Source organism: Pseudomonas sp. NFACC08-1 (genome assembly GCF_900106735.1).
Classification (GTDB): Bacteria; Pseudomonadota; Gammaproteobacteria; order Pseudomonadales; family Pseudomonadaceae; genus Aquipseudomonas; species Aquipseudomonas fluorescens_Q.
In genome coordinates this window covers 330,951-353,323 of sequence record NZ_FNNL01000002.1, presented here as the reverse complement: position 1 = coordinate 353,323, position 22,373 = coordinate 330,951, and the positions used below count along the sequence as shown (strand labels likewise).

Here is a 22,373-nt window from a genome sequence, read left to right as displayed (position 1 = left end):
CTTCTTAGAAATCGACCGTGGCCGAGAGTTGCAATGTGCGCGGAGAGCCTGGAGAGAACGCCCCATACGAGGCGACACCCGACCAGTATTCGCGGTCAAAGACATTTTGGACCGTGGCTCGGAAAGTCGTCGGTCGACCTTCGATCTTGGTGGCGTAGCGAGCGCCCGCATCGAAACGGGTCCAGGCATCCAGCTCCTGGGTGTTGGCCTGGTTCACGTATTGGCTGCTGGTGTAGATCGCGCCACTGGTGAGGGTAAAGCCTTCCACCCACGGGGTGTCCCATTCGGCCCACAGGTTGGCTTGCACGTCTGGCACGCCCACCGGCTTATTGCCACGGTTGGCCGCTGTGGCGGAATCCGTCAGCTCACCATCGAGCAATGTCACGCCACCCATCAAACGGGTGCCGGGGGCCACTTCGCCAAACACGCTCAGTTCCACGCCACGGTTGCGCTGTTCGGCCTGCACCGAGAAAACATTGTTCGCACCGAGTTCGCCACTGGGCTTCTCGATCTGGAACAGCGCCAAGGTGGTCATGAACGTGCCGTGCTCGTACTTGACGCCCATCTCGTGCTGCTTGGATTCATAAGGTGCGAATGTTTCTAGAGGATTGTTCGCGTTGGCTGGCGCAACGTCACCTTTACTCAGCCCCTCGACATAGTTGTAGTACAGCGACACGTCCTCCCAGGGCTTGACCACCACGCCGACCATCGGGGTCGTGGCACTGTCGTCATAACGGGAACTGACCGAACCCGTCTCGCTGTAATTGCGTGACTCGACCTTCTGCCGGCGCAACCCCAGGGACAGTTGCAGACGGTCATCCAGTACCGACAAGGTGTCGGTCAAGGCGAAACCGGACAATTGCGACTCGGAAACCCGTGACACCTTGGGTGCATTGATGGCTGGCTTGGGCACGTCCACCGGGTGATAAATGTTCGAGGGGATATCGGCCCCCCGGTTGATGCCCCGGGACAGCTCATCCTGATAAGTGCTCGCCATCAGCGTGGTCGTGTGGCTGACAGGGCCGGTATCGAATATCCCGCGGATCCCCACGTCGGCTGTCGAACGGTCCACATTGAATTTGTAGTACCCCGGCCTGTTGGTGATATCGCCTGCACTATTGATGATATCTGGCACTTGGTCGGACATTCGCTTGACGTCCGAACGACCGCCACCGGCGTGGGCAAACACCGTGACCGCGTCCGTCAGGTCGTATTCGCCCCCCAGCAACGCCGATTGCTCCTTGGTGTCGGACCAACCCCATTTCTGTGATGCATTGGTACGACCGTTGGGGGCGGATGGAATTTCAACGCCACGCGCGACGGTGAAGGGCCGCGAGGCACCGTCAAAGTTTTCTTTCTGGCTTATGAAGTCGAGGTTCAAGCGCAAACGCTCGCCCCGATAATCCAGGGCGATAGCTCCGATACCAAGTTCGCGTTCCTGGTCGTCGATGGCCGTGTCGCCACCCTGGAGGGTGCCGTTGAAGCGCACGCCAAACTGGTTTTCCGAGCCGAATCGACGGCTGACATCCAGGTGCCCGCCCACTTGGGAGTCGGACGCGTAGCTGCCGGTAAAGCGCGTCAGGTCTTCGTCCAACGGACGCTTGGGAACGATATTGATCACCCCGCCCACCCCGCTGTTCGGAGACATGCCGTACATCAGCGCCCCCGGCCCCTTGAGCACTTCGACCCGTTCGGCGTAGTCGGTGAACACCCGGTAGTTGGGTGCCACGCCGTATACGCCGTCGTAGGCCAACTCGCCGAGGTTACCCTCGCCGATGGGAAAACCACGGATGAAAAACGAATCGACGATGCCGCCCACCTGGCCCGTCGAGCGCACCGAAGGGTCTCGTTGCAGGGCGTCGGCCACGGTCACGGTTTGCAGGTCGGCCAGGGTCTTGGCGGTGTAGCTGGTCACGCTGAACGGCGTGTCCATCACGTCCTTGTTGCCCATCATCCCCAAGCGTGCGCCGCGCGCCACTTGACCACCGGCCAACACGGGCGGCAGTGCACCTGGGTCGTTGTGGGTGCCGCTGATGGTGGTGGCGTCAAGGGTCAAGCCTTGGCCGTTGTCCTTGGAGGCGTCCAGGGTCTTATCGGCGGCAGGCGCCTGTTCGGGGGTTGCCGCCCAGGCGGTGGCGCTTCCTGCGACCAGAATGAAACTCAGCGTGGCGCTACGAATCGCGACGGATAACGCAGACTCACCACAAGGTCGACGTGCAACAGACATGGCTTAAGGATCCTTTTCAACGAGAGAAAATGGTAATCACTCCTATTGCCAGTCGACCTGCGGAAAAGTATCACCTCCCGGGGATTATTTTTTCAGACTGCGCCAAAGCACTCGCGCATACCGACGCTGCTGCGGTATCGACACCTTGCAACCTCTCGTGCAGCCGGGCATCTTGCCGACCCTGTCATCGCCAGCAGCACACGCTACCCTACCCGCTTGCTGGCGTTTAAGCACCGAGGCTGATCATGTCCCACACAGGTGTCGTCCAGGGTTCGAGCGTCAGAGTCCTGATTTATCTTCTGTTCGCGATCCAGCTCATCTCGATGGGCGCGATGGAAATGAGCGGGCCATTTTGGCCGGTTCACCTGCGCGGGCTGACGTCCTCGGCGTCGGTTTTCAGCTTCGCCAGCATTGCCGTGTATGTCGGGCCGATGCTGGGCATCATGCTGACCAGCACCTTTTGGGGCCGTATCGGTGATCGCTACGGCCATAAGTGGATGATGATCCGCGCCCTGGCAGGCTTGTCGCTGACCCAGCTCGGGCTGGCGCTGTGCAGCGATATCTGGATCATTCTGGTCCTGCGCTTCTTGCAGGGCGCCTTTGCCGGATACATCGCCCCGGCGCAGGCCTACGGCGTCAGTATCGAAGCCCCATCGCGGCGAGCGAGGCTGTTCGCGATTCTGCAAATATCCACCAATGTCGGCTCATTGCTCGGCGCAATAGTCGGGGGGCTGATCCTCGACTACGCCACGTTCTTCTGGATCAACCTCACCGCCTCGGTGTTGTGCGCAGTGTGCACGGTGGTGGCCGCCGTGGCCTTGCCGGATGTGCCGCCAGTGAAGAGGTCCTCGGCGAGCCAGGCCCCGGCAGCGAAGAGCCGTACCGACAGTATCTGGCAAGGATCGTCGTTGCTGTCGTTGTTATGCGTCATGGGCATTCTGCTGTTGGCGCGGATGCTGCCGCAAACATCATTCTCCTTGTATGTGAGCGCGGTATTCGTCGTCAGCAACTCGCTCGTCGGCCTGTGCTACGGCTTGCTGGCGCTGGGTTTCATTCTGTCGGCCACGGCCTGGTCGCGCTATTTCGAGCACCATACCCAACAGCAAACCTTGCAGCGCATCCTCTACATCGTGCTCGGTTGTGTCGCCTTGACCGCCCTGGCGGGGATCACGCGCAACGTCATCGTATTTGTCATTGCCTACTTCATCTGGGGCGTGCTGCTGGGTGCCACCACGCCAGTGCTGATGGCCCTCATCTCGAAATCCGCCGAAAGCTCACGACAAGGCCACGTGCTGGGCATTGCCCAGGGCACCACGCAATTCGCTTCGATCGCGGGCATTTCGATCGGTGGATTGCTCAGCCAGGTCTACGGGTTGCAATACACCTACCTGTTCGTTTGCCTGGCCTATGTGCTGGCGCTGATCCCCATCATTGCATTGCGTTATAGGCCCGAGGGCCTTGCGCGTGGCTGAAACAGGGTTGCTGAATGCCGCTTGCGTCGCGGGCAAGTTGTCCTTTAGCATTGGGAATACTTCTCAATTGCAAAAAAACGCAGCCATGAGCGAAATCCTGCCCGCGAACAACGACCAGCATCTGCGCGTGATCGAAGATCTGTACGCCGGCCATCACAGCTGGCTGTACGCCACGCTGAAGAAGAAACTGGGCAATGCCATGGATGCGGCGGACCTGGCGCAAGACACCTTCACGCGCATTCTCGCCTCCCAAGTCACGGCCATTGACCAGCCCCGGGCGTACCTGAGCTGCGTGGCCAAGGGCATTCTTATCAACTGGTATCAGCGCAAGGCCCTGGAACGTGCCTACCTGGAGGCGCTCGCGCATCTGCCGGCCCAGGAAGTGCCGTCCCCTGAGTTGCGCTTTCTGGTGCTGGAAACCCTGCACGAAATCGACGCCATGCTCGACACCCTCCCGGCGCCGGTCAAACGGGCATTCCTGCTGTCGCAGATCGGCGGCCTGAAATACGACGACATCGCCCAACAGCTGAACGTCTCGCTGATCACGGTCAAGCGCTACATGAAGCAGGCATTCGTGCAGTGCTTGATGCTGGTGGAATGAATGCTCACCCGTCGCCGTGAGCCGCCGCTCGACCCCAAGGTCCTCGAAGAAGCCGCCGAATGGCTGATGCGCTTGAGCGAAAGCGACCTCAGTGACACCGAGCGCGCCGAATGGGAATGCTGGAGGGCCAGCAGCCCCGAGCGCGGTCGGGCCTGGTCTCGTGCGCAATTGCTGCAAAGCAAGCTCGGCGGCTTGCCACGAGCGTTAGCGATGTCGGCGCTGGATCGTCCAAGCAGCCCCGAACGACGCGCGGCCCTTGGCAAACTGGCGTTGCTGCTGGCAGCGGTGCCTGTCGGTTGGGGCAGTTGGAAACTGGCGCAATCGCAGCAATGGTCCGCCGATTACCGCACCGCCATCGGCGAGCGCCGCGAGTTGACCTTGGCCGACGGCTCTCACCTCACCCTCAATACCGGCACGGCCATCGACGTGCTGTTCGACACCCGCCAACGGCTCCTCCATGTGCGCGAAGGGGAAGTCCTGGTGCAGACCGCGCCGGATGCCTCACCACAGGCCCGACCGTTCCTGGTCAGCACCCGCGAGGGCCGGATGCAGGCCCTGGGTACGCGGTTCATCGTGCGCCAACTGCCATCGCGCACCCATCTGGCGGTACTCGAAGGCGCGGTGCGGATTGAATTGGCCGAGGCTCGCCAGGCCGCGCCGCTCATCGTCAACGCCGGACAGCGCACCGACTTCTCGTCCCAGGCCTTCGGCCCGTTGACCCCGACCGATCGCAACGCCAGCGCCTGGACCCAAGGCATGCTGATGGCCGACAGGATGCGCCTGGCGGATTTCGTCGCCGAACTGGCGCGCTATCGCCGGGGCTTCGTGCGGTGCGACCCGGCCATTGCCGAGCTGCGGGTGTCCGGCGCTTTTCCCATCAGCGATACCCAGCGCACGCTCAACATGCTGGTGCAAACCTACCCGGTCCTGGTCACCGGTCATTTGAGCGGTTACTGGGTGACGCTCTCCCCGGCCTGACCCCACAAAAAATATTTGCTGCTCGGGTGATACTTTTTTTGATCTCAACTGGCAAAGAAAGGAATAACCATTTCATCTCGTCCATAGGGTCATCCATCCATGCTCGTTGCACGGCCCCTGCGTCCGGATCGTCCGTCCAAACCCGTCATGCGCAGTGTGCTGTTGGGCCTTGCGTTGAGCACGGTCACCGGGTCGTTCGCCTTCGCCACCGTGCCCGCGCAACTGGAAGCCGTCGCCCCCCGCGCCTATGAGATCGCCCCGGGGCCGCTCGGCCCTGCCCTGTCGAGCTTTGCGATAACCGCCGGCATTGCCTTGTCGTTCCAGCCTTCGATCACTGAGGGCCTGGTCAGCCCGGGACTTTCCGGCACTTATCCGGCAGCGCAAGCACTCACCCAGCTACTGGCCGACAGCGGCGTGGAGATGGTTGCCCGCGACGATGGCAGCTACACACTGGTGCTGCGCCGGGTGTCCCTGCCGCAGATCAGCGTCGACGCCACGGGCAGAAGCAGCACCGACCTGCCACCTACCGACGCCAACGGCCAGGTCGCCCGCGGCGCACGCCTCGGCCTGCTGGGCAACACCGATGTGATGGAGGCGCCGTTCAGCATCAGCAGCTACACCTCGACGATGATCAGGGATCAACAGGCGACCACGGTGGGCGACTTGCTGGAACGCGATGCTTCGGTGCGCTCCACGGGCCAGGCGGGCGGCATCGTCGATTCGTTCTTCATCCGCGGTTTTCCGTTGGGGGAAGGCAACCTCGGGGAGTTGGCTTTCGACGGCGTGTATGGCGTGGCGTCCAATTACCGGGTGTTCACCGATTACGCCGAGCGCATCGAACTGGTCAAGGGCCCCGCCGCGCTGCTGTACGGCATGTCGCCCAACAGCGCCGTGGGCGGTGTGATCAACGTGGTCCCCAAGCGCGCCCTCGACGAGGACCTGACCCGATTCACCAGCCGCTACGCCACCGACTCGCAACTGGGCGGCCACCTCGACGTCAGTCGGCGCTTTGGTGAAGAACGCCGGTTCGGGATGAGGCTCAACGGTAGCCTGCAGCAGGGTGATACGGCCATCGACAAGCAGTCCCGGGACGTCGGTACCGGCGCCATGTCCCTGGACTACCAAGGGGATCGCCTGCGCATGACCCTGGACCTGATCAGCCAGGATGAAAAATTCGACGCCGCCTCCCGCCCTTTCCTGATCGACCCTGGCGTGCAAATCCCCTCCGCCGCCAACGGCCGCACCAGTGTCAGCCAGGACTGGGGGCGCTCCCGGGCCCGGGACAAATCGGCGTTACTGAGTGGCGCGTACGACCTCAGCGACCATCTGACCCTGTTTGCCCACGCCGGCGGCGGAAAATCCGAGGTCGAGCGCATGTCCGACCAGACCCCGACCATCATCAACGCCGCCGGCGACACGTCATCGGTTCCCGGTTATTACAAATTCAACGTCCAGCGCTACACCGTCGACGCCGGCGCGCGCCTGGGCTTCGACACCGGGCCGGTCAACCACCGCGCGGTGCTGCAAGTCAGCCGTTATCGCGATGAGTTGTCCCGGGGCATTATTTCCGGCCCCACCATCCTCTCGAACATCTATCACCCGGTCGACCGGCCCAGGCCCAACATCGCCGAACCTCACACGCCAAAAATCTCCGAAAGCGAGCTGTCGGGCGTCGCCCTGGCCGACACCTTGTCGGTACTCAATGAGCGCCTCCAGGTCACCCTCGGGTTGCGCCGACAAAACATCCAGTCGGACAACTACAACACCATCGTTGCCACCCCGTCCTACGACAAAAGCAAGACCACCCCACTGCTCGGTATCGTCGCCAAGCCCTGGGACCATGTCGCGCTGTACTACAACTACATCGAAGGCCTGAGCAAGGGCGACATCGCGCCGGCTGCCGCCACGAACGCCGAAGAAATTTTTTCTCCCTACATCTCCCGCCAGCAGGAGATCGGGGTCAAGCTCGACTACGACCGCTTCATGGCCACCCTGGCGCTGTTCCAGATCAAGAAACCCAGCGGCGAATTGTCGTCCAGGGTGTTTTCGGTCCAGGCCCAGCAACGCAACCGTGGCGTGGAACTGAACCTGTCCGGCGAGATTGCCCGGGGCACGCGCCTGCTCGGTGGCGTGACGCTACTCGACGGGGAACTGACCCGCACCAGCGTGGCCGCCAACCGCGGCAATACACCGGTGGGCGTGCCCAAGGTCCAGGCCAACCTCTGGGCCGAGTGGGACACCCCGGGCATCGCTGGGCTGACCCTGACCAGCGGCGCGATCTACACCGCCAGCCAGTACGTCGACCAGGCCAACACCCAGGAACTGGACGCCTGGACCCGCTTCGATGTCGGTGCCCGCTATGCCACACGCATTGCCGAGCGGCCCACGACATTTCGCGCCACGGTGCAGAACGTCTTTGACCGTGCCTACTGGTCAGGGGTCGCGTCCTATGGCGCGTTTTCCCAAGGCGCACCGCGCACGCTGTTGTTATCCGCCACCGTTGATTTCTGAAACCTGCGGGTCGGGGCGGCGACTTGCGCCGTTGTCCGGCCCGGCTTTTGTAAAGGCCTGAACCATGGTTACTGTTTTTCGCCGCCCTCACACCCTCGCCGCCCTGCTGTTCGCCGGGCTGCTCGGTGTGTCGTTTCTCTCACTGACGCCCCGCAATGCCTTGGCCGCCGATGCGGATCCAGCCCTGGGCAGCGTGACCGACCTGCTCGGGCGCCAGGTCAAGGTCCACCTCCCCGTCAGGCGGGTGATCCTCGGCGAAGGCCGCCAGTTGTATCTGGTGGCGGCGCTGGACACGCAAAATCCCATCGAACGCATCGTCGGTTGGCGCAAGGACCTGATCCAGTCAGACCCGGACACCTACGGCGCCTACCTGCGCAAATTTCCCGACATTGCCAAGATCCCGACCTTCGGCGGGTTCGAGGACGGCACCTTTGACATCGAACAGGCCATCTCCCAGCGTCCGGATGTGATCATCCTCAATATCGAAGCCCAGCACGCCACCGAGGATGCGCGCTACATCGAGAAGCTCGACGCCTTGGGCATCCCGGTGGTCTACGTGGACTTTCGCAACAACCCGATGCAGAACACCGAGCCGACCATGCGCCTGTTCGGCCAACTGTTCGGCAAGCAAGCCCGTGCCGAAGCCTTCATCGATTTTCGCAACCAACAGATTCGACGGGTCACCGACGTCATTGAAGCGCGCCACCCTGCCCGGCCAAAGATCTTCATCGAACGCATCGGCGGATACACCGATGATTGTTGCCTGAGCTTCGGCAACGAGAACTTCGGCCTGTTCGTCGAAATGGCCGGTGGCGACAACATCGCCAAAGGCATCATCCCCACCACGTTCGGCCAGTTGAACGCCGAGCAAGTAGTGGTCGCCAACCCGGCGCAGGTGGTAGTCACCAGTGCCAACTGGGAAGCCTTTGCACCCGGTGGCCATTGGGTCGGCGTCGGCCCCGGGGCGGACATGGCCCAAGCCAGGAAAAAATTGGCGTGGTACACCCAGCGGCCGGCCTACGCCGGCATCAAGGCCCAGGACGACCAGGCGTTCCACGCCATTTGGCATCAGTTCTACAACAGCCCCTATCAGTTCGTGGCCATCCAGCAATTGGCCAAGTGGTTTCACCCGACGTTGTTCGCCGACCTGGACCCGGACGCCTCGTTCCGCCAATTGCACGAGCAGTTCCTGCCGGTCCCTTATGAGCCGGGTTACGCCGTCAGCCTGCGCCAGACTGAGGACCAGCCATGACTTCGTTGAACGAAACCCTGGTCATGCAGCGTGACACCTACCGGCGCCTGGTGCTGCGCAAGCGGCTCATTCTCGGGGGGCTCACGCTGTTGCTGATCTGCAGCGTCCTGCTCGACCTGGCTCTCGGGCCGGCACGCTACAGCCTCGACGAAGTACTCGGCGCGCTGTTTTCACCGGAGAGCGCATCGCCCCAGGTCCGCGTGGTGATGTGGGACATCCGCCTGCCCGTGGCGCTGATGGCCGTTGCGGTCGGCGCCGCGTTGTCACTGGCCGGCGCGCAGATGCAGACGATCCTCAACAACCCGCTGGCCAGCCCGTTCACCTTGGGCATTTCCGCCGCCGCCAGTTTCGGTGCGGCCATGGGGCTGGCGTTTGGCGTGGCCTTGTTCCCGTTGGCGGCGCAGTACATGGTGCCGGTGAACGCGTTCATCATGGCCATGCTGTCGGCGTTGCTGATCCACTTCCTGAGCCTGCGCCGCGGCGTCACCGCCGAGACTATCGTGCTGCTCGGCATCGCCCTGGTGTTCACCTTCAACGCGTTGCTGGCACTGGTGCAATTCTTCGCCACCGAACAAGCCGTGGCCGCCGTGGTGTTCTGGACGATGGGCAGCCTGACCAAAGCCACCTGGCCCAAGCTCGGGGTGATCTGCCTGGTGATCCTCGTCACTCTGCCGATTTTCGCCCGGCGCGCCTGGGCCTTGACCGCGCTGCGGCTGGGGGACGACAAGGCCGCGAGTTTCGGCATCAACGTGCGCGGCCTGCGCTTTCAGACGCTGATCATGGTCAGCCTGCTCGCCTCGTTCCCGGTGGCGTTTGTCGGCACGATCGGCTTCATCGGCCTGGTCGGCCCGCACATCGCGCGGATGCTGATCGGTGAAGACCAACGGTTCTTCCTGCCGGCGTCCTTGTTGACCGGCGCATTGATTCTGTCCGCCAGTTCGGTGATCAGCAAAACCCTGATCCCTGGGGCCATTTTCCCCATCGGCGTGGTCACGTCGCTGATCGGCGTGCCCTTCTTCATTTCCTTGATTCTCGGCGGGAAGAAAAACTCATGGTAACGATCCGGCTGGAGAACCTCGGAGCTCGCTATGGCCAGCGCACGGTCATTCACGGCGTGACCACGGCAGCTTTTGTCGGCGGCCAGGTGGTGGCGGTGGTCGGCCCCAACGCGGCGGGCAAATCCACCTTGTTCAAGCGCATGGCCGGGTTGATCGACGGCCCCGGACAGGTGGTACTGGAGGGCTCGAAAAAGGGACCGCAGGGCATCAGCTATATGCCCCAGGGCTTGAACGCCAGCGCCCGGTTGACGGTGTACGAGTCGGTGCTGCTGGCGCGCAAGCAGCTCACGCCGGGCTGGGTCGTCCATGATGATGAACTGAAGCGGGTGGACGACATTCTCGCCGCGCTGGGCATCACTGAGTTGTCGTTCCGTAACCTCGGAGAGCTCAGCGGCGGACAGCAGCAACTGGTGTCGATCGCCCAGACCCTGGTGCGCGAACCGGAAATCCTGTTGATGGATGAACCGACCAGCGCCCTGGACATGCACCGGCAGGTCCAGGTGCTGGGCTTCATGCGTGCCCTGGCGCGCAAGCGCGAAGTCATTGTATTCATCGCCATCCACGACCTGAACCAAGCGCTGCGCTTTGCCGATCAGGTGCTGGTGGTTGCCGACGGCACCGCCCAGGGCAGCGGCCCGAGCGCTGATGTAATTACCGAGTCGATGCTTCGCAAGGTCTACAAGGTCGAGGCGCGGATCGAACGATGCAGCCGCGGACAGCACCACATCCTGATCGACGATATCGTTTGAGCGCACACCCGGGCCTTGCGCCAAAGGCCCGGGACCTAGGCGACCCCGCCGTCAGGCACTGCAAGGGTGTCGGCCTGGGTCACGCGGCTTGGCCTGAAGGTCTCAGGCATCGCCAGCAACAGGCCGAATGCCAGCGCGGCAATCGCCGCCAGGGTCAGGAATGCCGCGCTGTAGCCAGCCCCTTGCACCACAAAGCCGGCCAGGCTGTTACTCAACGCCGCGCCGAACCCGAACACCGTCGACAACACCCCGAGGCTGACGTTGAAACGCCCGGTGCCCTGGGTAAGGTCCTTGACCACCAAGGGAAACAACGCGCCAAACAGCCCGGCACCGATCCCATCGAGCAACTGCACCGCCACCAACCAATAGGGGTCGTCCGAGAGCACGTACAACACACCGCGGATGGGCAGGATCATGAAGCCGGCCAGCAACAACGGCTTGCGTCCCCAGGCATCGGCCTTGACGCCGACCAGCCAGGCCATGGGCACCATGACCAGTTGCGCCGCGACGATACAGGCCGACGTCAACGGCGTGGCCAGGTGCACATTGGCCTGGGCGAGCTTCTGGCTGACCAGCGGGAGCATCGCCGCGTTCGCCAGGTGGAACAGCCCGCAGCAAATGGCGAACAACAACAGCGTACGGTTATCCACCAGGACCCGCAGCGTCGAGGGTACAGGGCCGTGGACCAACTGCCCCGCCTCCAGGCCTCGGGCCACGTCATGGTCGATGGCCTCGGCGGACACGCAACTGACCGCGACGATGCTGGCCAATGCCATGGCGGCCATCAGGTAGAACACCGCGATGGGACCGAACAACCAGGCAAACCCACCCGCCAGCAGCGCGGCGCAGGCATTGCCCGCGTGATTGAATGTTTCGTTGCGCCCGGTGCGCCGTGTAAAGGCCTTGGTGCCGGTAATGCCCAGGGAAATCGCCGCGATAGCCGGCGCAAAGACTGACGCTGCCACGGCGCCGATGGCCTGGGTCAACGCCACCAGGCCAAAGAACGAGGTGAACGGCAGCACCAGGCATCCCAGCGTCACTGCCAAGGCCGCCACAGCCACCACGGCACGCTTGCTGCGCACCCGGTCGATCAACGCGCCGGCGGGTGCCTGGGCGACGAGCCCGGCCATGGCCGCCACCGTCATCACCACGCCAATGCTGGCCGGGTCCCAGCGATGCACCGCCAGCAGGTAGATCGCCAGGTAAGGACCCAACCCATCGCGCACATCCGCGAGGAAGAAATTCAGGCCATCCAGGGAAAGGTTGTTACGTCGGTCTCGGTTGCGATCCATAGCGGCCTCGACGGGCATTGCCCCAAAGAAAATTGACGCAATGATGTCGCAAAGAATCGAACCGGGCCACTGAGAAAACCGTGGCGAGGGAGCTTGCTCCCGCTGGGTCGCGAAGCGCCCCCAAAACCTGCCGAACGCGTAACACAGACACACCGCACCCGCCGGTTCACGACTGCTTCGCAACCGAGCGGGAGCAAGCTCCCTCGCCACAGGTCCATCGTTGTTTCTTAGGTGAACTGCATGACCTACCAAAGCGCGATGTCGTAGGTGAAGTAGATACGATTGCTGTCACGGCCACGGGAAAAGTCCGAGCGATAGACGTAGTTGCGCAACTTCACCCCCAGCCCCTTGAACGTACCCTGCTGCACCACGTAGGCGATCTCTGCGTCACGTTCCCACTCTTTGACCGTGGTGTTGGACTTGCCGTCGTTACCGCTCAGGTAGCGGGTGGAAAATGTCAGGCCAGGCACACCGAGGCGAGCGAAGTCGTAGCCATAACCGAGCATCCAGGTCTTCTCGTCTTCCTCGATGAACTTGCCGATCCCGACGTTGCTGAAGGAGTACACCGTGGCGCCGCTGACATAAGGCAGGCCCGCCTCGCCGCTGAGGGTTTGATAGCCGGCGCTCAGGGTGTGGCCGACAACGGCGTAGGACAGCAGCCCGCTGAGCATGTCGTTGTCGATCTTGCCGCCGTAGGCCGAACCCGAATCGACGCTGTTGAAGTAACGCAGGTCGCTGGTCAATATCCCGGCGCCCAGGGGCAGATCATGCTGGATGCCAACAAAGTTCTGTCGATAGAAATTCTCCAGCTCGCCATAGAAATAGCTCAGGCGGATGTTTCTGCCCAACTTGTAGTCGGCACCGGCATAACTGAAATCACCGGACTTATCGCCGCCGTAGCCATCGGGCACGATGGGCATGCTGTCGCTCGAATCGCGCAGCTTGAAACGCTCCAGATACCCGCCAGTGACGGTGAGGTTGTCGATGTCAGTGCTACTGATCTGAGCGCCCTGGTAAGTCTGGGGCAACAGCCGTGCATCGTTGTAGACCAGCACCGGAGTCTTGGGCAGCAAGGTGCCATATTTGAGTGTGGTCTTGGCTATCCTGGCCTTGGCGGTCATGCCCGCGCTGGCGAACTCATCGGCGGCGCGACCGTCGTCATGCACCGGCAGCAGGCCGGTGCCGCTGCGGCCACGCCCGGAATCGAGCTTGACCCCGAGCAGGCCCAGGGCATCGACCCCGAAGCCGAGGGTGCCCGGTGTAAAGCCTGACTGGTAATCCAGCAGGAAGCCCTGGGCCCATTCGGTGCGCTCACTCTTGGCTGTCCTTGCCGCCCGCGTGCTCATCCCGTGCTCATCGCGGAAATTTTCGTTGAAGTAGACGTTGCGCAATTGCAGCTTCAGCTTGCTGTCGTCGATGAAACCTTCGGCGCTGGCCGAGGCCAGGGGCAACAGGCCAAGGATTGGAAACAAAGCCCCGCGGGTCAGCAAAATGGTCATGTCTGGCTACTCGTTGTTGTTATTGGGCATGCACGCCTGCGCACTCCCCCCTCGCGGGGGGCGTGTCAGGCAGGAAAACAAGGTTGTCGGGGGAATCAGGAAAACAGCGTCAGTGCCCCGGTCAGCAGGGCCAGCGCGGTAATCACCAGGGACGTGAGCACCGCCCATTTGACGGTGGCTTTCTGGAAGTCGCCCAAGTCGCGGTCGACCATGCCCACCAGCAACAGCGTCGAGGCCACCAGCGGGCTCATCAGGTGCACCGGCTGGCCGAGAATGGAGGCCCGGGCAATTTCCACCGGATCGATCCCGTAGGCAGCCGCGGCGTTGGCCAGGATCGGCACGACCCCGAAGTAGTAGGCATCGTTGGACAATACGAAGGTCAACGGCATGCTGGTAATCGCCACCACCAGCGGGAACAGATGGCCCCAGGAAGGCGGAATCCAGTCGACCAGGGTCTGTGCCAACGCATCGACCATTTTCGTCCCGGAGAAAATCCCGGCGAAGATGCCCGCGGCAAACACCAGCAGGACCACGGTCATGGCGTTGCCCGAATGGGCGAGAATGCGCTCCTTCTGAATATCCAGTTGCGGATAGTTGATCATCAGCGCCAGGACGAAACCGATCAGGAACAGGATCGCCGAGTGCATCAGCCCCATCACCAGCGCAACCATCACCGCAATCACCAGCAGCAGGTTGACGTAGGCCAGCTTCGGACGCTTGTGCGGCGTGTCCTCGATGATCGCGTTGATGTAGCAGTCACCGCCACCGCTTTGCAGCTGGACGTTGCCGATGCGCTTGCGCTCGGCACGGCCCAGCAGGAAGGCCGTGAACACCACCCACATCGCACCGCCGATCATGGTCGGCAGCAACGGCACGAAATACTCACCGGCATCCAGGCCCAACGCTGCGATCGCGCGGGTCGCCGGGCCGCCCCAAGGGGTCATGCCGCTCATGATGCTCAAGGAGAGCATGGAAACAGTCGCCAGGATCATCGGATTCATGCCGATGCGTTTGTACAGCGGCAACATCGCGGCACAGGTGATCATGTAAGTCGTCGTGCCGTCACCGTCCAGCGCCACCAACAGCGACAGCAGCGCAGTGCCCACGGCGATCTTCATCGGGTCGCCATTGACCCGCTTGAGGATCTTGCGGATCAACGGGTCGAACAGACCGGCGTCGATCATCAGGCCGAAAAACAGGATCGCGAACAACAACAGTGCCGCCGACGGCGCGACCATTTTCAGGCCGTCCAACATCATCTTGCCGGTGGTCCCGCCAAAGCCGCCGAGCACGGCAAAGACGATGGGGACCACCGTCAGGGCGACGATCGGTGACAACCGTTTGGTCATTATCAGGAAGGTGAAGACCACCACCATGGCCAAGCCAAGTAAAGCGAGCATATGTCAGTTCTCTTGTTGTTATGAGTAGCTTGGCTGACATTCAGGCGCACGCCCCCCAACCCGCCAGGCAACACGCAAAAGTGCCTGGCGCAGGTAGTGAGTGAGCGGATGTGGTGCCGTCGAGTCAGCCGCGAGCGGCTAGATGTGTTTGGCGACCTTCGTGTCGTCCCAGGTAGAGTCCGTTGCCGAGGTCTGCGTCAGGGCCGGTTTGCCATCCAGGGTCCGCAACAGGACTTCGCGGTCGCAGGCATTCTCCGAAAGGGAGATCACCACGGTCGCAACGGCGTTGCTCGCCAGGCTGGTCAACGCCCGCGCTTCGGACATGAACCGGTCGATCCCGATCAACAGGGCCAGGCCCGCCAGGGGAATATCGTGGATGACCGTCAAGGTCGAGGCCAGGGCGACAAACCCACTGCCGGTCACACCCGCGGCACCCTTTGACGACAGCAGCATGATCGCCAGCATGGTGATGACCTGGGTCAGCGTCAGGTCGATGTTGCAGGCCTGGGCAATGAAGATCGCCGCCAGCGACAGATAGATCGCCGTGCCGTCGAGGTTGAACGAGTAGCCCGTCGGCAGCACCAGCCCCACGACCCCTTTCTTGCAACCCAGGGCCTGGAGTTTTTCCAACATCCGCGGCATTACCGGTTCGGTCGAGGACGTGCCCAGCACCACCAGGAATTCTTCACGCAGATAACGCAGCAGCTTCCACAGGCTGAAACCGTGGGCGCGGCAAAGGCTGCCCAACACCACGAAGACGAAGAAGGCGCAGGCGATATACAAGGTCATGATCAGCTTGGCCAGCGAGCCCAGCGACGTGATGCCGTACTGCCCCACCGTGAAGGCCAAGGCCCCGAAAGCGCCAATCGGAGCGAAACGCATCAGGTAGGAGAAAATCTTGAACACCATGTGCGAAGCTGACTCCAGTACCTCCAGCACAGGCTTGCCGCGCTCGCCCAGGGACGACAGGGCAAAACCGCAGAGCACCGCGATAAACAGCACCGGCAGCACCTCGCCTTTATTGAAAGCGCCGATGAAGGTATCGGGAATGATGTGCATGAAGAAGTCCACCACACTCAGTTTCGCGGCGGATTCGGTGTACTGCGACAATCCTTGGGTGCTCAACTGGGTCGGGTCGATGTTCATGCCCGCGCCGGGCTTGAACAGGTAGACCGACACCAGGCCGATGATCAGGCTGATCACCGTCAGCGCCAGGAACAACAGCATGGTCTTGCTCAACAAACGTCCCAGCGAGCGCTTGTCGCTCATGCCGGCGATACCGGTGACAATGGTGCAGAACACCACCGGCGCGATCATCATCTTGATCAACTTGATGAAGGCATCACCCAGCGGCTTCAAGGCAATCGCCTGTTGCGACCAGAAATGCCCGACGACCACGCCCAGCAGCACAGCGCAGATGATCTGGAAGTAGAGCGATTTAACAACTTTCATGGCATCACCCATTTTTAGAATTGTTCTGATGCAAAAGACCCTGGCTGCCTAGGCTATCCGGCCAACCGTTGGGACGCCGTGGCGTAGACGTAACCTGAGAAAAGCCGGCGCGCGGTACGCACCACCGAGGCCCGGATGGTCTCACCCTTTTCACCGGTGTAGGACAGTACGACATCGATACCGCCGCTTGGGTGCTCAATCCGAACCTGTTGCAAGCGCGGCTCGCTGACGGTGCGAAGCAACTGTGCGACGACGCTGCCTTCGGTCACACACGCGGTGGCCAAGCCTATGGAGCCGGTGATTGCCAGGGCGCGGTGACAGTTATGCGGCATGAAATAACGCACCTGGACCGTCCCGCCAGACTTGGCCGGAGACACCAGCACCGGTTTGGGAATGACCTTGTCACTGACATCACCCAAGCCCATGGCCAGGCCGGCTTCCAGACGCAGGGACTCCAGCCGCTGCAGGAAGGCTTTATCGGCGTCCAGCTCAGCGGGGCTTTCATCGCCGCGCTTGCCGAGCTGACTGGCTTGAACGATCACCATCGGCATCGCCATGTCGATGCAGGTCACCGGGATACCGTCGATCAGGTCCTGGGTCTGCCCGGTCGGGAAGAGTTTCCCCGTCTTGCTGCCCGCCGCATCGAGAAACGTCAACTGTACCGGAGCGGCTGTGCCAGGCACGCCGTCGATGGCGGTGTCGCCTTCATAGCTGACCTTGCCTTCCGGGGTTTGCACGTGGGCATTCACGAAAGTCCCGGTGTTGAGATTACGAATACGCACCCGGGTCAGATCGCCGGACGGCTTGACCAGCCCCTGCTCGATGGCAAAGGGGCCGACGGCGCAGAGCATGTTGCCGCAGTTGGGGGCGGTATCGACCCGACGCTGGGAAACCATGACCTGGACGAACAAATAATCGACATCCGCGTCAGGGTGCAGCGATGGGCTGACGATCGCCACTTTGCTGGTTTGTGGGCTGCCGCCACCGATACCGTCGATTTCCAGCTCGTGGCCGGAACCCATCAGGTTGAGCAGCAGCTCGTCACGTTCGGCGATGGCGACCGGCAGATCCCAGGCGAGAAACACCGGGCCTTTGGACGTACCGCCGCGCATTAGCACACAAGGAATTCGCTGCATGATCACTAACTCTTGTTGATCAATCTTGATAATTGATGCTCTGGACACAAGAGTGGCAAAATTTGAAAAGTGTTTCCAATGCAAAGATCAGAGAGATTATTGCGTTTCACAAATGAATTACTTTACGATGATTTACACCGCGCATCCCCTCTCCGGTGAGGTAGAACATGGAATATGAACTCCAGGACATACGATCTTTCGTGAAAATCGCCGAATTGGGCAGTTTCCACGAAGCCGCCGATGCGCTGCACCTGTCACAACCGGCCCTGAGCCGACGGATGAAAAAACTCGAAGAGGGTCTGGGTACCGCTTTGCTCGATCGCACGACCCGCAAGGTCAGCCTGACGAGTGTCGGCCGTGATTTCCTGCCCAAGGCGCGGCGCCTGCTGGATGATTTCGATGACTCGATTCTCAACATCCGCGAGCTGGCGGAGCGGCAGATCGGCCGGGTGACCTTGGCTTGCATCCCCACGGCGGCGTTCTATTTCCTGCCTTCGGTGATTCGCCTCTATAACGAGCGCTACCCGAAAATCCGCATCCGCCTGCTCGACCTCAGCGCCAACGAAGGGCTCGAAGCGGTACTGCGTGGTGAAGCCGACTTCGGCATCAACATGATGAGCGGCCAGCACCCGGACATCGAGTTCGTGCCCCTGGTCAACGAACCCTTTGTGCTGGCCTGCCGGCGCGATCATGAACTGGCTGAACGCAGTGCGGTTACCTGGTCGGAACTCAGTGATTATCGGCTGATCGGCGTCGGTCGCCTGAGCGGCAACCGCATGCTGCTGGACCACGCACTGTCGGGCCTGAGCTGGCGCCCGCAGTGGTTTTACGAAGTGCAGCACTTGTCGACGTCGCTGGGACTGGTCGAGGCTGGCCTCGGCGTGTCGGCGATGCCCAGCCTGGCGATGCCGGCCGGGGATCATCCAACGCTGGTCAGCGTGCCGCTGATCGAGCCGGTGGTAAACCGCTCGCTGGGCCTGGTCTACCGCCGGGGCGCATCGCTTTCCCCGGCTGCGGAGAAGTTTGTCTCGATCCTGCTTGAGCAGTGGCCGCAATGAAGCGAGAGCCTCCACACCGCCAGCGCGGCGAAGCTGATCAAGGCGCCTAGCAGGCTGACCGCCATCCAGCCCCACAGCGCATAAACCTGGGTCGCGGCCGCCGCGCCCAGTGCGCTGCCCACCGAGTAGAAGCACATATAAGCACCGACCATGCGACTTTGGGCGTCGGGCCGTGCAGCGAAGATCAAGCTCTGATTAGTGACATGCACGGCTTGTACCGCGAAGTCGAGCAATACCACGCCGCACACCAGTGCGATCAGGGAGGTCTCGGTAAACGTGATGGGCAGCCAGGAGAGCATCAGGAGCCCCAGCGACCAGCCGGTAACGCGCTCTCCGAAGCCTTGATCCGCCCACCGGCCGGCCCTTCTGGCTGCCAGGGCCCCGGCGACGCCGGCCAGGCCAAACAGGCCGATGGCCGTGTGTGAAAGCGCCAGCGGCGCGGCGCTCAGCGGCAGCACCATGGCGGTCCATAACACCGAAAACGCGGCAAAGATCAGCAAGGCCAGCAGCCCCCGGATCCGTAGCACCGGCTCGGTCATGAACAGTTTGAACAGCGACCGGATAAGCGCCAGGTAAGGCTGCCGGTCAGGTGACGACACGACGGCAGGCACCACCGCCCAAAACACTGCCGCGATGGTCAGCATCAATCCCGCGGAAACGAAATAAACCCCGCGCCAACCCGCCAGATCGGCGATCACTCCAGAGGTAAACCGCGCCAGCAGAATACCCAGGACAACGCCGCTGGTGACGGTTCCCACGGCCTGCCCCCGCTGGGAGGGCGTGGACAGCACGGCGGCATAGGCCACCAGCACTTGGACAACCACCGCCAGCAAGCCCATCACGATCATCGCCCCCAGCAAAGCCAACCAATGCTGGGCTGCACCGACGGCCGCCAGCACAAGCGCGGACAACACCAATTGCGCGCAAACCAGTCGTTTACGGTTGACTCTGTCCCCCAGCGGGACGATGAACAATAACCCCAGCGCGTAACCCACCTGAGTGGCCGTCACCACCACCCCGATCAATCCTGGCGCGACGCCCAGGCTCTCGGCCATTGAAGCGAGCAAGGGCTGGGCGAAGTAGACATTGGCGGCGGCCAGTGCGCAGGTCACGGAAAACAACAACGTGAGCGCCGGCGAAAGCCCCGGGCACTGCTGCGCATTCAAAGAACCTCTGGCGAGGGAGCTTGCGCCCGCTGGGCTGCGAAGCGGCCCCTTCCGTGAGCGCTTCGCACTCAAGCGGGAGCAAACTCCCTCGCCCCCCTGTTTGTCCGAAGGCTGCTGGGTGAAACAGTCGACATCGGCTGTCATGCGCATCTCCTTGGCGCTAAACTGGTTTCAATTAAAAACCTGACTGGATTGTTGCCCGATCAGGTTTCATTTTGCAACCACAGACATCGACCGGACTTGCGATCCTTTTTTCAGAAGGTCAATAAAATGGAAAACGCTTCACCACAAAACAGCGAATGCCCGGTAGCCAGGACACTGAACGTGATTGGCGATCGCTGGTCGCTCATGATCATCCGTGACGCATTCGATGACATTCGCCGCTTCAGCGAATTTCAGAAGAGCCTGGGCGTGGCCAAGAACATTCTGGCTTCGCGACTCAAAGCGTTGGTCGAGGCCGGTGTGTTCGACGTTCGACCCGCATCCGATGGAAGCGCCTACAAGGAGTACGTCCTGACGGACAAAGGCCGGGAAATCTTTCCGGTCGTGGTCAGCCTGCGACAGTGGGGCGAACGCTTCCTGTTCGAGCCAGGAGAAACGCGTTCCGTGCTGCTGGACAATACGTCCGGGCAGGCGCTCATGCCGATGGATGTTCGTTCCTCAAACGGTCAGAAACTCGAACCGGCCGATTGCCACAGGGTGAGGCTCATTGCCGACAACCCGACGTGATATTGATCGTCCCTATCCCTTCAGCACCAGAGACATGTCCGCGTACCTGGCGCACATGAAATCGACAAATGCGCGAACCTTCGGTGCAGCAAGACGTAGGAATGCAACCGGTGACGCTCTGCGTCACATCCAGAAGCGGAACGCGGAGCGTCCCTGGCGACATTCCCACGCAGGAGCGTGGGAACGATCAACCGCTAGTGCGGTACAGTCACTTCGTCCAGCGCCAGGTCGGTCAGCGGAAGACCAACCTGGCGTATAACGACGAAGGCTTGCTCCAGCAACGGCTACTCGCTAAACCAGCTGGCGAACCCCCAGAGACAAGATCAAACCACCACACAGTCGATCAATTGCTTTTTTCCTACCTTGATAGGCACAAGCAATCCTGGGCTGCGAAAGCATAATTGCGACCATTCCATACCAAGCCATTGAAACCACCACGACAACTGCCAGCATCGACAAAAACGTGCCTGGCGAAACGTGGGCGGGAGCCGCGGCTGAAAAAACAGCGGCATAGAAAGCCATGGACTTGGGGTTGCCAATGTTGGTGACCCGGCCAGGCGCATTCAACCGGTCGAGGCACTCCCCCTACTCCTCGGCAGGCCTCATATGAAAAATCGTATAAGGCAGGATCAGCGTATCGGCCACGATGCTAAAAGGAAGGTCGACAACTGCAAACGGTGCCAGCGCGCGTGAATACACGTCGTTGTCATTCGTCGAGGCCTTGATGATCTCGATATCGGTCGCCGCACCGCAGTAAGGATGGCGGCCGCAGAGCTGTCCCATGCCAAAGGTTTCGTTGGCCGTGGCGCATCCGCCCAGCAGCGCCATCGTCAAAGCCATTAATACGATCCGCATGACGCGCCCCTCCCCAGGAAAGGCCGGACTGTAGCATTAAAGCCGCCCCAACGGCTCAGTGCCCAAGGCAAGGCCCCAGCGGGGTCGCGAACCACTCGATGGACACCCCGAGGGCGGCTGCACCGATAGAAACGTTATGGCGGCTGTATTCAGACAACCCCAGGTTCTCCTGTAGGATGCACATCCTCTCAACCAGTCGCGAATGTGAACAATGGAACTGCACTCAATTCTCGCCTTTACCCTGGTCGCGGCCATCGCCATCGCCAGTCCTGGACCTGCCACCTTGATGGCGATCAATAACAGCCTGGCCTACGGCCCGCGTTACGCGGTGTGGTCGTCGGTGGGCAACGCCAGCGGGCTGTTCTGCTTGTCGGCCGCCGCGATGCTGGGTCTCGGCGCGTTGCTCGCCAGCTCCGAATGGCTGTTCAACGCCGTGAAAGTCCTCGGGGCGGGTTATCTGTTCTACCTGGGCGCCAGGCAGCTGTTCAAAAAGAGCCCGATACTCGCGCAGGATGTGCAAGCCGATGGCAAGACCAGCAAGCCATCGCGTTCGAAGCTATACAAGTCGGCCTTTCTGACAGCCATCACCAACCCCAAGGCGACGATGTTCTTCACCGCCCTGTTCCCGCAATTCATCGACCAGAGCGCCCCACTGCTGCCGCAGTTTCTGCTCCTTACCTCGATATTCGCCGGCTTGTCGCTGGTTTCCTTGAGCCTGTATGCCGCCATTGCGGCCCAGGCCAAAGGCGTGCTGAAACGGCCAGCGTTTTCCGTGTGGATCAGCAGGCTCGTCGGCTCGACGTTCATCGGCTTCGGTGCGGCCATTCTGGCGATGCGTCGACCGGCCGTTTGAGACATCTTTCGATCCGGACCTACCAGATACCGAGGTCACGACGCTTGAAAAGCGTCGACCTCACACCCTCCCCATCCGCTCTCCC

The 22,373-nt window shown here is 61.8% G+C and carries 18 protein-coding genes and 1 pseudogene; 10 read left to right on the top strand and 9 right to left on the bottom strand.

Annotation, left to right across the window (positions count from 1 at the left end; all coding sequences use genetic code 11):
* Positions 1-4: 4 nt before the first annotated feature.
* Entirely contained in the window at positions 5-2,227 is a 2,223-nt protein-coding gene (locus BLU76_RS05305; protein ID WP_092221776.1) for a TonB-dependent receptor, read from the bottom strand.
* A gap of 245 nt (positions 2,228-2,472) precedes the next feature.
* Between BLU76_RS05305 and BLU76_RS05300 the strand changes: the two genes are divergently transcribed.
* The 7 genes from BLU76_RS05300 (at position 2,473) to BLU76_RS05270 (ending at position 10,848) form a co-directional block, all read left to right on the top strand.
* Entirely contained in the window at positions 2,473-3,699 is a 1,227-nt protein-coding gene (locus tag BLU76_RS05300; RefSeq protein WP_092221774.1) for an MFS transporter, read from the top strand.
* 85 nt (positions 3,700-3,784) lie between these two features.
* Positions 3,785-4,300, top strand: a complete 516-nt coding sequence (locus BLU76_RS05295; RefSeq protein ID WP_092221772.1) for a sigma-70 family RNA polymerase sigma factor — start codon at positions 3,785-3,787, stop codon at positions 4,298-4,300.
* Positions 4,301-5,278, top strand: a complete 978-nt coding sequence (locus BLU76_RS05290; protein WP_092142131.1) for a FecR domain-containing protein — start codon at positions 4,301-4,303, stop codon at positions 5,276-5,278.
* Between the two features lie 99 nt (positions 5,279-5,377).
* The gene (locus BLU76_RS05285; RefSeq protein WP_092221771.1) at positions 5,378-7,789 is read left to right on the top strand and encodes a TonB-dependent receptor; all 2,412 of its coding nucleotides are present in this window, start codon (positions 5,378-5,380) and stop codon (positions 7,787-7,789) included.
* A gap of 64 nt (positions 7,790-7,853) precedes the next feature.
* Positions 7,854-9,041: an ABC transporter substrate-binding protein gene (locus tag BLU76_RS05280; RefSeq protein ID WP_092221769.1), complete on the top strand. Its 1,188-nt coding sequence runs from the start codon at positions 7,854-7,856 to the stop codon at positions 9,039-9,041.
* A complete protein-coding gene (locus BLU76_RS05275) occupies positions 9,038-10,099 on the top strand; it encodes a FecCD family ABC transporter permease (protein WP_092142140.1) in 1,062 nt (353 codons plus the stop codon). Before BLU76_RS05280 ends, BLU76_RS05275 begins: the two co-directional genes overlap by 4 nt.
* Positions 10,093-10,848 carry an ABC transporter ATP-binding protein gene (locus BLU76_RS05270; protein WP_092221767.1) on the top strand — a complete coding sequence of 252 codons (756 nt, stop codon included), beginning with the start codon at positions 10,093-10,095 and terminating at the stop codon, positions 10,846-10,848. Before BLU76_RS05275 ends, BLU76_RS05270 begins: the two co-directional genes overlap by 7 nt.
* Before the next feature lie 35 nt (positions 10,849-10,883).
* Here BLU76_RS05270 and BLU76_RS05265 read toward each other — a convergent pair whose 3' ends face one another.
* The 5 genes from BLU76_RS05265 to BLU76_RS05245 form a co-directional block, all read right to left on the bottom strand.
* On the bottom strand, positions 10,884-12,140 hold the full coding sequence (locus BLU76_RS05265) for an MFS transporter (protein WP_092221765.1): 1,257 nt from the start codon (positions 12,138-12,140) through the stop codon (positions 10,884-10,886).
* 245 nt (positions 12,141-12,385) lie between these two features.
* Entirely contained in the window at positions 12,386-13,639 is a 1,254-nt protein-coding gene (locus tag BLU76_RS05260; protein WP_092221763.1) for an OprD family porin, read from the bottom strand.
* 95 nt (positions 13,640-13,734) lie between these two features.
* Positions 13,735-15,039, bottom strand: coding sequence for a CitMHS family transporter (locus tag BLU76_RS05255; protein WP_092142151.1), 1,305 nt, complete (start codon positions 15,037-15,039; stop codon positions 13,735-13,737).
* A 138-nt stretch (positions 15,040-15,177) separates the two neighbouring features.
* Positions 15,178-16,503, bottom strand: a complete 1,326-nt coding sequence (locus tag BLU76_RS05250) for a dicarboxylate/amino acid:cation symporter (RefSeq protein WP_092142154.1) — start codon at positions 16,501-16,503, stop codon at positions 15,178-15,180.
* A 41-nt stretch (positions 16,504-16,544) separates the two neighbouring features.
* Entirely contained in the window at positions 16,545-17,627 is a 1,083-nt protein-coding gene (locus tag BLU76_RS05245; protein ID WP_092221761.1) for a 4-oxalomesaconate tautomerase, read from the bottom strand.
* 167 nt (positions 17,628-17,794) lie between these two features.
* On the opposite strand from BLU76_RS05245, the gene BLU76_RS05240 reads away from it, so the two are divergent.
* On the top strand, positions 17,795-18,685 hold the full coding sequence (locus BLU76_RS05240; RefSeq protein WP_003200706.1) for a LysR family transcriptional regulator: 891 nt from the start codon (positions 17,795-17,797) through the stop codon (positions 18,683-18,685).
* Here the strand turns inward: BLU76_RS05240 and BLU76_RS05235 are convergent.
* On the bottom strand, positions 18,610-19,995 hold the full coding sequence (locus BLU76_RS05235; protein WP_256572643.1) for an MFS transporter: 1,386 nt from the start codon (positions 19,993-19,995) through the stop codon (positions 18,610-18,612). The genes BLU76_RS05240 and BLU76_RS05235 overlap by 76 nt on opposite strands.
* A 126-nt stretch (positions 19,996-20,121) precedes the next feature.
* On the opposite strand from BLU76_RS05235, the gene BLU76_RS05230 reads away from it, so the two are divergent.
* Positions 20,122-20,580 (top strand): winged helix-turn-helix transcriptional regulator, encoded by a 459-nt coding sequence (locus BLU76_RS05230; RefSeq protein ID WP_092221757.1) that lies wholly within the window; start codon positions 20,122-20,124, stop codon positions 20,578-20,580.
* Between the two features lie 291 nt (positions 20,581-20,871).
* On the opposite strand, the pseudogene BLU76_RS05225 reads toward BLU76_RS05230, so the two are convergent.
* Both BLU76_RS05225 and BLU76_RS05220 read right to left on the bottom strand, forming a co-directional pair.
* Positions 20,872-21,135, bottom strand: a pseudogene (locus BLU76_RS05225) (LysE family transporter); the annotation flags it as partial.
* Positions 21,136-21,165: 30 nt separating this feature from the next.
* A complete protein-coding gene (locus BLU76_RS05220; RefSeq protein ID WP_028236548.1) occupies positions 21,166-21,435 on the bottom strand; it encodes a YceK/YidQ family lipoprotein in 270 nt (89 codons plus the stop codon).
* 211 nt (positions 21,436-21,646) lie between these two features.
* Between BLU76_RS05220 and BLU76_RS05215 the strand changes: the two genes are divergently transcribed.
* Positions 21,647-22,288: a LysE family translocator gene (locus tag BLU76_RS05215; protein WP_092142167.1), complete on the top strand. Its 642-nt coding sequence runs from the start codon at positions 21,647-21,649 to the stop codon at positions 22,286-22,288.
* Positions 22,289-22,373: the final 85 nt, after the last annotated feature.

Coding starts and splice junctions, on each gene's coding strand:
- BLU76_RS05245 (WP_092221761.1), bottom strand. CDS start 17,627: ATGCAGCGAATTCCTTGTGTGCTAATGCGCGGCGGTACGTCCAAAGGC.
- BLU76_RS05270 (WP_092221767.1), top strand. CDS start 10,093: ATGGTAACGATCCGGCTGGAGAACCTCGGAGCTCGCTATGGCCAGCGC.
- BLU76_RS05285 (WP_092221771.1), top strand. CDS start 5,378: ATGCTCGTTGCACGGCCCCTGCGTCCGGATCGTCCGTCCAAACCCGTC.
- BLU76_RS05290 (WP_092142131.1), top strand. CDS start 4,301: ATGCTCACCCGTCGCCGTGAGCCGCCGCTCGACCCCAAGGTCCTCGAA.
- BLU76_RS05295 (WP_092221772.1), top strand. CDS start 3,785: ATGAGCGAAATCCTGCCCGCGAACAACGACCAGCATCTGCGCGTGATC.
- BLU76_RS05230 (WP_092221757.1), top strand. CDS start 20,122: ATGGAAAACGCTTCACCACAAAACAGCGAATGCCCGGTAGCCAGGACA.
- BLU76_RS05220 (WP_028236548.1), bottom strand. CDS start 21,435: ATGCGGATCGTATTAATGGCTTTGACGATGGCGCTGCTGGGCGGATGC.
- BLU76_RS05255 (WP_092142151.1), bottom strand. CDS start 15,039: ATGCTCGCTTTACTTGGCTTGGCCATGGTGGTGGTCTTCACCTTCCTG.
- BLU76_RS05240 (WP_003200706.1), top strand. CDS start 17,795: ATGGAATATGAACTCCAGGACATACGATCTTTCGTGAAAATCGCCGAA.
- BLU76_RS05260 (WP_092221763.1), bottom strand. CDS start 13,639: ATGACCATTTTGCTGACCCGCGGGGCTTTGTTTCCAATCCTTGGCCTG.
- BLU76_RS05215 (WP_092142167.1), top strand. CDS start 21,647: ATGGAACTGCACTCAATTCTCGCCTTTACCCTGGTCGCGGCCATCGCC.
- BLU76_RS05275 (WP_092142140.1), top strand. CDS start 9,038: ATGACTTCGTTGAACGAAACCCTGGTCATGCAGCGTGACACCTACCGG.
- BLU76_RS05300 (WP_092221774.1), top strand. CDS start 2,473: ATGTCCCACACAGGTGTCGTCCAGGGTTCGAGCGTCAGAGTCCTGATT.
- BLU76_RS05250 (WP_092142154.1), bottom strand. CDS start 16,503: ATGGGTGATGCCATGAAAGTTGTTAAATCGCTCTACTTCCAGATCATC.
- BLU76_RS05235 (WP_256572643.1), bottom strand. CDS start 19,995: ATGACAGCCGATGTCGACTGTTTCACCCAGCAGCCTTCGGACAAACAG.
- BLU76_RS05265 (WP_092221765.1), bottom strand. CDS start 12,140: ATGGATCGCAACCGAGACCGACGTAACAACCTTTCCCTGGATGGCCTG.
- BLU76_RS05280 (WP_092221769.1), top strand. CDS start 7,854: ATGGTTACTGTTTTTCGCCGCCCTCACACCCTCGCCGCCCTGCTGTTC.
- BLU76_RS05305 (WP_092221776.1), bottom strand. CDS start 2,227: ATGTCTGTTGCACGTCGACCTTGTGGTGAGTCTGCGTTATCCGTCGCG.